Raw genomic sequence first — 11,459 nt, 5'->3', positions numbered from 1 at the left:
GTTCCGAGGTACCGCCCGGCCGGCGTCCGGGGCACGGTGTGGGCACACCGCTTCGGCGGCACGACACCGAGATCCACGGGGGATCGAACGATGAACATCCTGAAGCCCGCAGCACTCCTCCTCGCGGCCACGGCCCTGGCCGCGAGCTCGACGGTCGCGGCCACGGCCGACGACAGCCCGGGCGGTACCCGGGTGACCGGCCTCCAGCAGAAGGCCGAGCGGGTGCTGGCCGACAGCCCGGCGCCCCGCCGCGTGACCGCCGACGCGGTCGAGTACGAGGGCCTGACCGTGACCGACGCGCCCAGGACCAGGAGCGCCCAGGACCTGGCCTGCGACTACGGCCACCTCTGCATGATCGTCAACGGCACGAAGTTCGACTTCTACCGGTGCCAGACGTGGAACCTGACCAACTGGACCGGCAACGGCCCGTTCACCAACAACCAGACGCCGGGCACGGTCGCCAAGTTCTTCAACCGGGACGGCAGCGTCCGCTGGACGTCGACGGCCTACCAGGCCGGCACCGCGACCTGGGACCCGATCTGGTCGCTGCGCCCCTGCTGATCCGCGCACCGGGCCCGCCGGGCCCGACACCGCGGCGGCCCCCGGTCCCCTTCACGGAGGGGACCGGGGGCCGCCGTTCGGCCTTCGGGGCGAGCGTCAGTGGAAGAAGTGCCGCGTCCCCGTGAAGTACATGGTCACGCCGGCCTTCTTCGCCGCCTCGACGACCAGCTCGTCGCGGACCGAACCGCCGGGCTGGACGACGGCCTTCACGCCGGCCGCGGTGAGGATCTCCAGGCCGTCCGGGAAGGGGAAGAAGGCGTCGGAGGCCGCGTACGCGCCCTGCGCGCGCTCGGCGCCGGCCCGCTCCACCGCGAGCTTCGCGGAGTCGACCCGGTTGACCTGGCCCATGCCGACGCCGACGGAGGCACCGTCCTTGGCGAGGAGGATGGCGTTGGACTTGACGGCCCGGCAGGCCTTCCAGGTGAAGGCCAACTCGGCCAGCTCCGCCTCGGAGAGCGCCTCGCCGGTCGCGAGGGTCCAGGTGGCCGGGTCGTCGCCCTCGGCCTGGAGGCGGTCGGCGACCTGGAGCAGGGCGCCGCCGTCGATGGGCTTGACCTCGACCGGTGCGGCGGGGGCCTCAGGGGCGCGCAGCACGCGGATGTTCTTCTTCTTGGTGAGCGCTTCGAGGGCGCCGTCCTCGTAGTCCGGCGCGACGATGACCTCGGTGAAGATCTCGGCGACCTGCTCGGCCATCTCCTTGGAGACCGGACGGTTGACCGCGATCACGCCGCCGAACGCGGACAGCGGGTCGCAGGCGTGCGCCTTCCGGTGCGCCTCGGCGACGTCCGCGCCGACGGCGATGCCGCACGGGTTGGCGTGCTTGATGATCGCGACACAGGGCTCGGTGTGGTCGTACGCGGCACGGCGGGCGGCGTCCGTGTCCGTGTAGTTGTTGTACGACATCTCCTTGCCGTGCAGCTGCTCGGCCTGGGCCAGGCCACCGCCCTCGGGGGAGGTGTAGAGCGCGGCGGGCTGGTGCGGGTTCTCGCCGTAGCGCAGGGTGTGGGCGCGCTCGTAGGTGGCGCCGAGGAAGTCCGGGAAGCGGGACTCGTCGACGGGGGCGTACTCGGCGGCGAACCAGGAGGCGACGGCCACGTCGTACGCGGCGGTGTGCTGGAAGGCCTCGGCGGCCAGCCGCTTGCGGGCGGCCAGGTCGAAGCCGCCGTCCTTGACCGCGGAGAGCACGTCGGCGTACCGGGCGGGGCTGGTGACGACGGCGACCGAGGGGTGGTTCTTCGCCGCGGCGCGCACCATCGACGGGCCGCCGATGTCGATCTGCTCGACGCACTCGTCGGCGGTGGCGCCGGAGGCGACGGTCTCGCGGAACGGGTAGAGGTTGACCACGACCAGGTCGAACGGGGCCACGCCCAGCTCGTCGAGCTGCTGCCGGTGGCTGTCCAGGCGCAGGTCGGCGAGGATGCCGGCGTGCACCTTGGGGTGCAGGGTCTTGACCCGGCCGTCCAGGCACTCGGGGAAGCCGGTCAGCTCCTCGACCTTGGTGACGGGGACGCCGGCGGCGGCGATCCGCCCGGCGGTCGACCCGGTGGAGACCAGCTCGACGCCGGCCTCGTGCAGTCCGCGCGCGAGCTCCTCGAGCCCGGTCTTGTCGTAGACGCTGACGAGCGCGCGACGGATGGCCCGCTTGTTGCTCCCGGCGGTGGCGGTGGCGGTCACTGGATAACTACCTTTCGTCCCTCAATGCGATAGCCGTTGCGGGCGAGCCGCCCCACGACATCGACGAGCAGCCTTCGCTCGACTTCCTTGATGCGCTCGTGCAGAGCGGCACCTTCGTCTTCGTAGTCCTCGTCCCGGACCTCCACCACGCCCTGCGCGATGATCGGCCCGGTGTCGACGCCGTCGTCGACGAAGTGGACGGTGCAGCCGGTGACCCTGGCGCCGTACGCGAGCGCGTCCCGCACACCGTGGGCTCCCGGGAAACTGGGGAGGAGGGCGGGGTGGGTGTTGACGAGGCGCCCACCGAACCGCGCGAGGAACTCCTTCCCCACGATCTTCATGAACCCGGCCGAGACGACCAGGTCCGGCTCGTGGGCGGCGACGGCATCGGCGAGCGCCGCGTCCCACTCCTCGCGGGTCCCGTAGTCCTTCACCTTGCGGACGAAGGTCGCCACCCCGGCACGCTCGGCGCGGGCGAGCCCCTCGATGCCGTCGCGGTCGGCGCCGACGGCGACGATCTCGGCCCCGTAGGTCTCGACGCCGGCGGCGGCGATCTCGTCGAGGAGTGCCTGGAGGTTGGTGCCGGATCCGGAGACCAGCACGACGAGGCGCTTGGCTCGCCGGTCCGCGGGCTTGGCGGCCACGGTGGGGGCCTTTCTCGGGACAACGGATCTGTTTGTACGGTCGTACGAATGCGTCGCATCCCGGGATACGGGGAAGTCTACGAAGCGGCCGACCGTCAGCAACGATACCGGCACACCGGACGGCCCCCTCGGGACGGGGGCGTGGCCGGACGGTAGCGTCTGCGTGGAGCGGGAGCGGGAACGCCGCCCGCGCGCCACGCGTTCAGCAGATGTGCCGACCGGTGCGGGCGTTCCACCAGCTCGCCCGTTCCACCAGCCGCTTGTTCATCGTCGCCAAGGGGAAGACGCTCAGTTGATGCCGGACCGCAGCCCGCGACTGCTCACGCTCCCCCAGCAGTCGGCGCAGCCAGGGGCCCGCAGCACCGTGCTGCTGCGGGAGCGCCCCTCGTCGCCGCCCGACTCGCCCTCGGACCGCAGGACCGGCGGCGAGCAGGACGGCTCCTCCGACCAGGACAATCCGTTCGCTCCGCCTCCGGAGGGCACGCCGGACCGTCCGTGGCAGCCGCGGCACCCGTCGGGCGACAGCGGCGACGCCCAGGGCGACGGCGACCGCTCCCCCTGGGGCGGCCGGTGGAGCGACCGGCAGCCCGGCAGGTCTCCCGGCGGCTTCGGCGAGCGCCCCGGCGGTTCGGGCGGCCCCGAGGGTCCGGCCGGCGGCCCGGCTCCGCGCTGGGACCCGACGGACCCCGCCCAGCGGCGTGCCCGCTACGCCCTGCTGAGCGGCATGTGGGCCCTCTTCTTCGCCCTCTTCACCTGGCCGTACGTGGCCCTGCTGCTCGGCGTCCTGGCCCTGTACTGGGGCATCAGCGCGCTGCGCGCCAAGCCCCGCACCGCCTCCGACCCGGAGAGCCCGGCCCCGCCCCCCGAGCAGACCGGCCGCCCGCAGCGCACCGCCGCGATCAGCGGCCTGGTCACGTCGTCGCTGGCGATCGTCCTGGTCGCCGCGTCCTTCGGCACCCAGCTGATCTACAGCGACTACTACACCTGCCGCGACGACGCCCTGACCAACGCGGCGGAACAGTCCTGCGAACGCCACCTCCCCGAACAGCTCAGGGACCTGCTGGGCTCGGGCGACTGAGGCGCCCGTCAGCCCGTCCGGCGTTTGAGGACGAGGCCGTTCAGGCCGAAGCGGGGGTCTGGGGGCGGCAGCCCCCAGGGACGGGAAGGGAAGGGGCGGCGGGGGCGAGGAAACCTCCCCGCCCCACCGCACCGACCGTCACTCCCCACTGCGAGGCGACTCCCCAGACCCGTCGGCCGGGAGAAGGTCGTACGCGCCCCCGCCGTCCTCGTCCTCGTCGTCGTACAACCCGAACGGCACCGCGTCCTCGTCCACCTCGCCCTCACCCCCCGCACCCACCACACCCTCGGCTCCCTTCGCCCCCCGCTTCCGCCACCGCGCCACCGAGAACACGGAGGACACGGCGGACACGGCGGACACGGCAGAGCCGGCAGAGGCAGAAGACACAGCGGACCCAGAGGACACAGCAGACGCGGAGGACACGGCGGACGCAGCAGGCAGCCGCCGCCCCGGCATCGCAACCGCACCACCCCCACCCTCCCGCACCGCACCACCCCGACAGCGCCACGCCCGCGCCGTCACCGCAACCGGCACCGCCACCACCCCGAGCCACGCCAGCGTCGCACCCCCGGCCTGCCACCACACCGGCCCGAACCGGGCGAGCGCGGCGCTGCCCAGCGGGCCGCCGGCGAAGCCGGCCAGCAGGGCGACGAGGACCGCGCACAGCACGGCGGCCACCACGGCGGCACCGGCGGTCCGCCGCCACGACCAGGCCCCGTCGGCCGGGTCCCCCGCGCCCGCCGCCCCCTCCGCGGCCATTCCCGCCGAGGCCATTCCCTCCGCGGCGCCCTGCGCCGTAGCCGCCCGTGCCGTGAACCACCCGACCACCACCCCCGCCACCAGCGGCACCGCCCCCGCCGCCCAGTGCAGCGCCGTGCCGGGACCCGCGTCCGGCACCGCGGCCAGCAGCGGGAACGGCGGCAGCAGCGGCGCCGGGGCCGAGGAGGCGGGCGCCACGACGTGCCCGGCGCCGAGCACGAAGCCGGGCCCGAGGGCGTACACCGCGGCCCACACCGCCGCGTTGGGCACCAGCGCCAGACAGAGCAGCAGCACGGCGAACCTCCCCGACCACCCGCCGGTCAGCCGCAGGAACGCCTCCCCCGCGGCGGCCCCGTGCCACACCAGCGACACCGCGAGCAGCAGCGCGCCACCCCCGACGAGCACCGCCGCACCGGCGCCCGCGGCGCGCGTCGCGGCGCCCAGGCGCGCGTCCGGCTCCACCATCAGCTCCCGCAGCTTCCGGGGCAGTACGCGCAGCGCCCGCCCCACCGGGCCGCCCGGCCGGCCGAACGCCGTCCACACCCCGGCGCCCGCCGCACCCATGGCGACCAGCGGCAGACACACCACCGCCCACCACGACGAGGGACGCAACGCGCCCCCCTGCGCGTACAGGACCACGGGCGCGGCGACGGCGAGGTGACCGAGGACGACCCCGGCCCAGGCCATGCGCGCGGAGACGGGCGGCGGACCGGCGTCCGGCACGCCCGCCATCCACGCCGGGCGCGCCCCGGCCCCCGGCTTCGGGGCCGCACCGACGGCCACCCCGACCCCGTCCCCGGGGTCCGTGGCGTCCCGGGCGGCGCGGTGCAGCAGCCACACCGGCAGCAGGAGGAACAGCAGCGGGGTGACGCCGAGGGGCGCGGGGGTGCCGGAAAGCGTGTCGGTACGCACCAGTTCGGCCCCGTGCGCCAGCACCCACAGCGCCGCGGCGACGTGGAGGGCACCGCCGGGCCCGCTGTCCGGGTACGGCGAACTGATCCACAGCAGTGTCACGAGCGCGGCGCACCCGGCCAGCCCGAGCAGCGCCGCGAAGACGCCGCCCAGGAGGCCGGCGGCCAACCCGGGTGACCGGTCGAGCCACCGGGTGCGCAGCTGGGAGAGCGGGGTCGGACGAGCGGTCGTCTGCATCACGCCCGCCATGCTCCCAACGACACGCGCTTTCACGGCGTAACGGGCGAAGCCCCGCTGTGTCGCTCAATATATGTTTATGTACTTTTTCGTACGGAGGGGTACCCAGTGACTCGCCGCCCCGCAACCTCGCTCCCACCCCCCAAGCTGCGCCGACGCCTGCGCGAGGCCGCCGCGCTGACGCAGACTCAGCTCGCGTCACGGGTGGGCGTCACTCCCGGGACGGTCCGCGCGTGGGAGAGCGGCCGCACGACCCCGCGAGGCCGGAAACGGGAGGCGTACGCGAAGCTGCTGAAGACGCTGGCCGAGGAGGACGCGGCACGGCAGGCGGAACGGTCGCCGCAAGGGGGACGGGACACCGGGCCGGCATCCGCCTCGCAACCGAAGGCTCGCCCCGTACCGGTGGTGGTGGCCGTCGGCCCGGGCGGGGACGCCAAGCACGAGACCTCCGAGGCCGTCGACGGCCCCGTACTGCCCGCCAAGCCGCTCACGGAGATCGCCGCAGAGCCGGACACGGCAACGGGACAAGACCCCGGCCCGGGACCGGGACCGGGGCCGGGACCGGGGCCGGGGCCGGGCAGGCGAACGGAACCCGGACCCGAACCGGTGCCCGGGCCGGCCGCGCTGACGCCCGCTCAGGCGTTCGACGCCCTGTACGAGTTCAGCGCCCCCGCCCTCGTACGGCAGACCTACCTGCTGACCGGCCGGCGCGAGCAGGCGCGCGAGTCGGTGGAGCGGGCCTTCCAGACCGCCTGGGAGCACTGGCCCGAGGTGGCCCGCGACCGGGACCCGGTCGGTTGGGTACGGGCGACGGCGTACGAGTACGCGCTCTCCCCCTGGCAGCGGTTCCGACCGCGTCACCGGCATCCGGAGCCGCCGCCCGCCGACCCGGGCGACCGCACCCTGCTGAACACCCTGCTCAGGCTTCCCCCGAGGCATCGCCGCGCCCTCGTGCTGTACGACGGGGTGGGCCTGGACCTGCCCGAGACGGCGGCGGAGACGGAGGCGAGCACCCCGGCGACGGCGAACCGGCTGCTGCACGCCCGCGAGGCGGTCGCCGGCCGGCTGCCCGCGCTGGCCGACCCCGAGGTGCTGCACCAGCGGCTGGCCGAGCTGGCGTCGAACGAGCGGCTGCGGGCGGGCCCGCCGACGACGGTGCGCCGGGGCGGCGAACGCCGGGCACGGTTCCGGACACGGGCGGCGATCGCGTTCACCGTCGCCCTCATCGGGACCACGGCCCTGACCGTGCACACCGCGCCGACGCACTACGAACCGCCCGTGTCCCCCGGGGTGACGGTGCGCGGGGTACCGCCCAGGGTGGTGCAGGGCGCGCTGTCGGACGAGGAGCTGGAGCTGCGGCGGAAGCTGCGGGACCAGGCGCAGGACGGCCCGGAGCGGCTGAGCCCGAAGGCCGAGTGACGCGGCGAGGCCGCCGGAACGCCGAGTGGCCCGCCCCCTGCGGACAGGGGGCGGGCCACTCGGTGGCGAGCAGGCGCTCGGCCGACGGGGCGGTGTCAGCCGGCCAGGATGGCGCGGGCGAGCTTCGCCGTCTCGGTCGGCGTCTTGCCGACCTTGACGCCGGCGGCCTCCAGGGCCTCCTTCTTCGCCTGGGCGGTGCCGGACGAACCGGAGACGATGGCGCCGGCGTGGCCCATGGTCTTGCCCTCGGGCGCGGTGAAGCCCGCGACGTAGCCGACGACCGGCTTGGTCACGTTCTTCGAGATGTACTCGGCGGCACGCTCCTCGGCGTCGCCACCGATCTCGCCGATCATGACGATCAGGTCGGTCTCGGGGTCGGCCTCGAACGCGGCGAGCGCGTCGATGTGCGTGGTGCCGATGATCGGGTCGCCACCGATGCCGACGGCGGTCGAGAAGCCGATGTCACGCAGCTCGTACATCATCTGGTACGTCAGCGTGCCGGACTTCGAGACCAGGCCGATGCGGCCCGGCTTGGTGATGTCGCCCGGGATGATGCCGACGTTGGACTGGCCCGGGGTGATGATGCCGGGGCAGTTCGGGCCGATGATCCGGGTCTTGTTGCCCTTCTTGCCGGCGTACGACCAGAAGGCGGCCGAGTCGTGCACCGCGATGCCCTCGGTGATGACGACGGCCAGCGGGATCTCGGCGTCGATGGCCTCGACGACGGCGTCCTTGGTGAACTTCTCCGGCACGAAGATGACGGAGACGTTGGCGCCGGTCTTCTCGATGGCCTCCTTGACGGTGCCGAAGACCGGTACCTCGGTGCCGTCGAAGTCCACGGTGGTGCCCGCCTTGCGCGGGTTCACGCCGCCCACGACCTCGGTGCCGTCACCCAGCATGAGCTTGGTGTGCTTCATGCCGGTGGCGCCGGTCATGCCCTGGACGATGACCTTGCTGTCCTTGTTGAGCCAGATAGCCATGGTGTGTTGGTGTCCTCGTCCTGAGTGCTTACTTGGCGGCGGCGTGAGCCAGCTCGGCGGCCTTGTCGGCCGCGCCGTCCATGGTGTCGACGCGCTGGACCAGCGGGTGGTTGGCGTCGGTGAGGATCTTGCGGCCCAGCTCGGCGTTGTTGCCGTCGAGACGGACGACGAGCGGCTTCTCGACCTTCTCGCCGCGGTCCTCCAGGAGCTTCAGCGCCTGGACGATGCCGTTGGCGACCTCGTCGCAGGCGGTGATGCCGCCGAAGACGTTGACGAACACGGAGCGGACGTCCGGGTCGCCGAGGATGATCTCCAGGCCGTTCGCCATGACCTGGGCGGAGGCGCCGCCACCGATGTCCAGGAAGTTGGCGGGCTTGACGTTGCCGTGCGCCTCACCGGCGTAGGCGACGACGTCGAGGGTGCTCATGACGAGACCCGCGCCGTTGCCGATGATGCCGACCTCGCCGTCGAGCTTGACGTAGTTGAGGTTCTTCTCCTTGGCGGCGGCCTCGAGCGGGTTGGCCGCTGCCTTGTCGTGGAGGGCCTCGAAGTCGGGGTGACGGAACTCGGCGTTGTCGTCCAGCGACACCTTGCCGTCGAGAGCGAGGACGTCACCGGAGGCGACCTTGGCCAGCGGGTTGACCTCGACCAGGAGGGCGTCCTCCTTGATGAAGGTGTCCCACAGCTTGACCAGGATGTCGGCGACCTTGTCGGCGACCTCGGCCGGGAACTTCGCGGCCTCGACGATCTCGCGCGCCTTCTGGGGCGTCACACCGTCGATCGCGTCGATCGGGGTCTTGGCGACGGCCTCCGGACGGGTGGCCGCCACCTCCTCGATCTCCATGCCGCCCTCGACGGAGGCGATGGAGAGGAAGGTGCGGTTGGCACGGTCGAGGAGGAAGGAGACGTAGTACTCCTCGACGATCTCGGGGGCGGTCTCGGCGATCATCACCTTGTGGACCGTGTGGCCCTTGATGTCCATGCCGAGGATGTCCGTCGCGCGGGCGACGGCCTCGTCCGCCGAGGCGGCCAGCTTCACGCCACCGGCCTTGCCGCGGCCACCGACCTTCACCTGGGCCTTGACGACGGACTTGCCGCCCAGACGCTCGGTGATCTCGCGCGCCGCCTCAGGCGTGTCGATGACTTCACCGGCCAGCACCGGTACATCGTGCTTGGCGAAGAGGTCCCTCGCCTGGTACTCGAACAGGTCCACGCGCTTCCGTCCCTATCAGTGATCTCGCGGTTCGTTGGATGCGTGGGCGTGCCGCGAAGGGCAACGTGACGTCCGCTGTGAGTCACAAGGGGGGCGCACACGGTGTCCGAGCGCGCGGCATGTCCGTCTCGCAGGTTATCGCCGCTTGCGGGGGGTCTCTAAATCGTGGGTCACACCTGAGCGGTGATGCCTGTCACATGATGCCGCGCTCACTGGCACGCGGTGCCGGAGGTGAGCCCGAACCGGGGGGCTCTCCGGGGGACGGCGAAGGGCCTCACCGGGCTGGGGTTGGCCCGGTGAGGCCCGTGGGCGTCCCGGCGGCCGCACGGGTGCGGTCCGCCGGGGCGCGGGCGGTGCGGTCCCCACCCCAATGGGGACCTGACCGCCCGGACCGCGGGGTTTCGGCCGGACGGAGGCCGACGGATTTCGGCCGTCCGGGGCCTGTCGCCCCGCGGGGTCTGTGCTGCCCGCGGAAGCCGGGGCAGGAAGTGTGGTGCCGGTGGGCCGGTGGCTTGCGCCGGGCCCGGCCGGGGGCGGAGAGGGGCGCCGCTGAGCCGCTCGGGTCGTGGTGAGGACGTGCCCGGCTCCGACCGGCACCCCCCGGTCCCCCAGTACCTCCGGTACGTCCTGGGCGAGCCGGACGTACCGGGGTGCCGGTCCGTCCCGGGCGAGCCGGACGTACCCGGGTGCCGGTCCGTACCGGTCCGTCCCGGGCGTCCTGGGCCCTCCAGGGCGTCCGGTGCGTCCGGTGCGTCCGAACTGCGAGACGGCGTCTGGGCTCGGGCTGCGGAGGTGCGGGCGGCGGGGGTCGACCCGAGGGCACGGCCCGGGGGACGTACCGGCGGCGCGGCCGGCTCACGTCGGCTGCACGGCCGGGCACCCGCCGGGGCGCGGCGCGGGGTGCCGTTCTAGGCGGGAGAGACGGGGATGTCCCGGTACGACTCCCGGAGCCCGGCCGCGTCGGCCCGTTCCGGGTTGCCGGGTACGAGGCGGAACGCGATCCGGTACTGCGGGGTGACCGCGCACGCGTCGCCGTGGCGCGGCGTCCCGTGGTCGGCGCCGGACGCGGTGCCGAGGGCGCCGTCGGGGTCGCCGCCGGGCACCGGGCGGACAGGGGCGTACCCGGTGGGGCCGGTGCGCTCGGACGCTGCTCGGTGTGCGCCGGCGTGCGCGGTGGGCGCGGTCGGCGTCACGGGTGCCGTTCCGGGGCCGGACCGGGGTCCGTACCCGGCGATGGGGGCCCGGCTCCGGGCTCCCTCGGCGTCAGCGTCGGCGTCGGCGGCACCGGACGCGTCGGCCGCGGTCGGGGCCGGCGCGACTTCGGTTCCGGTCGCGGATCCCGTCGCGGGACCGGTTGCGGCACCGGTCGCGGATTCGGAGGGGGAGGCCGATGCGGACTGCTGCTCCGACTCCGAAGGCTGTGCGTTTCCGGTCAGGTCACCGATCACCGACGGGTCGGGCAGCACCGGCAGCGGCGGCGCCTCGGCCCCGGTCCCGGTCCCGTTCCCGTTCCCGGTGCCCGCGACCGCCTCCAGTCCTGCGGTCACCGTCGCCACCACGTCACCGACCGGTCGTACGACCCGGTCCTCCACCGTCCGGACGATGTGCTCCGAGACGGAACGGAGACCCGGCAGCACCGGTCCGGAGCCCTGCCCCGAGCCGGTTCCGGCCTGCTGGGCTCGAACGGCGTCCGGTGGGCTCTGTGCCCCGTCGGCAACGCCGAGCACCCGGCCGACCGTGTCCCGCAGGGGTGCCGGTGCTTCGTCGGCCGCCTGGGCCCGCCCTCCGCAGAGCAGCCCGAGGACGAACAACCCGCCCACGAGCAGTGCCACGTGCAGCGCACGCCGCCCGGCCGCGACGCGCAGGACGCGTGAGGCGGCACCGGGCAGGGCTGCTGACCAGATCAAGAGGGGAGCTTCCTCCGTGCGGTGGAACGAGCCGCGCGTCGCACATCGCATCGACACGCCGCGCGATACTCGCAC

Annotated in this window: 9 protein-coding genes; 3 read left to right on the top strand and 6 right to left on the bottom strand. The window is 73.8% G+C overall.

Annotation, left to right across the window (positions count from 1 at the left end; translation table 11 throughout):
• Window positions 1-90: 90 nt before the first annotated feature.
• Entirely contained in the window at window positions 91-561 is a 471-nt protein-coding gene (locus tag ACIBCJ_RS26860; RefSeq protein WP_362103541.1) for a hypothetical protein, read from the top strand.
• Window positions 562-657: 96 nt separating this feature from the next.
• On the opposite strand, the gene purH is transcribed toward ACIBCJ_RS26860, so the two are convergent.
• The gene (purH, locus tag ACIBCJ_RS26855; RefSeq protein ID WP_362103540.1) at window positions 658-2,235 is read right to left on the bottom strand and encodes a bifunctional phosphoribosylaminoimidazolecarboxamide formyltransferase/IMP cyclohydrolase; all 1,578 of its coding nucleotides are present in this window, start codon (window positions 2,233-2,235) and stop codon (window positions 658-660) included.
• Window positions 2,232-2,879: a phosphoribosylglycinamide formyltransferase gene (purN, locus tag ACIBCJ_RS26850; RefSeq protein ID WP_362103539.1), complete on the bottom strand. Its 648-nt coding sequence runs from the start codon at window positions 2,877-2,879 to the stop codon at window positions 2,232-2,234. Before purN ends, purH begins: the two co-directional genes overlap by 4 nt.
• Window positions 2,880-3,174: 295 nt before the next feature.
• Here purN and ACIBCJ_RS26845 point away from each other — a divergent pair, with 295 nt between their 5' ends.
• Entirely contained in the window at window positions 3,175-3,957 is a 783-nt protein-coding gene (locus ACIBCJ_RS26845; protein ID WP_362502721.1) for a hypothetical protein, read from the top strand.
• Window positions 3,958-4,095: 138 nt separating this feature from the next.
• On the opposite strand, the gene ACIBCJ_RS26840 is transcribed toward ACIBCJ_RS26845, so the two are convergent.
• Window positions 4,096-5,877, bottom strand: a complete 1,782-nt coding sequence (locus tag ACIBCJ_RS26840) for a DUF6350 family protein (RefSeq protein WP_365980462.1) — start codon at window positions 5,875-5,877, stop codon at window positions 4,096-4,098.
• A gap of 96 nt (window positions 5,878-5,973) precedes the next feature.
• On the opposite strand from ACIBCJ_RS26840, the gene ACIBCJ_RS26835 reads away from it, so the two are divergent.
• Window positions 5,974-7,284, top strand: coding sequence for a helix-turn-helix domain-containing protein (locus ACIBCJ_RS26835; RefSeq protein ID WP_365980461.1), 1,311 nt, complete (start codon window positions 5,974-5,976; stop codon window positions 7,282-7,284).
• A gap of 95 nt (window positions 7,285-7,379) precedes the next feature.
• Here the strand turns inward: ACIBCJ_RS26835 and sucD are convergent, their stop codons facing one another.
• From sucD to ACIBCJ_RS26820, 3 genes are all read right to left on the bottom strand, one after another.
• Window positions 7,380-8,264, bottom strand: a complete 885-nt coding sequence (gene sucD, locus ACIBCJ_RS26830) for a succinate--CoA ligase subunit alpha (RefSeq protein ID WP_030145560.1) — start codon at window positions 8,262-8,264, stop codon at window positions 7,380-7,382.
• 28 nt (window positions 8,265-8,292) lie between these two features.
• A complete protein-coding gene (sucC, locus tag ACIBCJ_RS26825; protein ID WP_362103535.1) occupies window positions 8,293-9,477 on the bottom strand; it encodes an ADP-forming succinate--CoA ligase subunit beta in 1,185 nt (394 codons plus the stop codon).
• Window positions 9,478-10,385: 908 nt separating this feature from the next.
• Window positions 10,386-11,384 (bottom strand): hypothetical protein, encoded by a 999-nt coding sequence (locus ACIBCJ_RS26820; RefSeq protein ID WP_365980460.1) that lies wholly within the window; start codon window positions 11,382-11,384, stop codon window positions 10,386-10,388.
• Between the last annotated feature and the right edge of the window lie 75 nt (window positions 11,385-11,459).

Origin of the sequence: Streptomyces sp. NPDC051136, from assembly GCF_044455745.1 — a bacterium.
Taxonomy (GTDB): Bacteria; Actinomycetota; Actinomycetes; order Streptomycetales; family Streptomycetaceae; genus Streptomyces.
The sequence above is the reverse complement of the archived record's forward strand: the minus strand, read 5'-3'. Positions and strand labels throughout refer to the sequence as shown.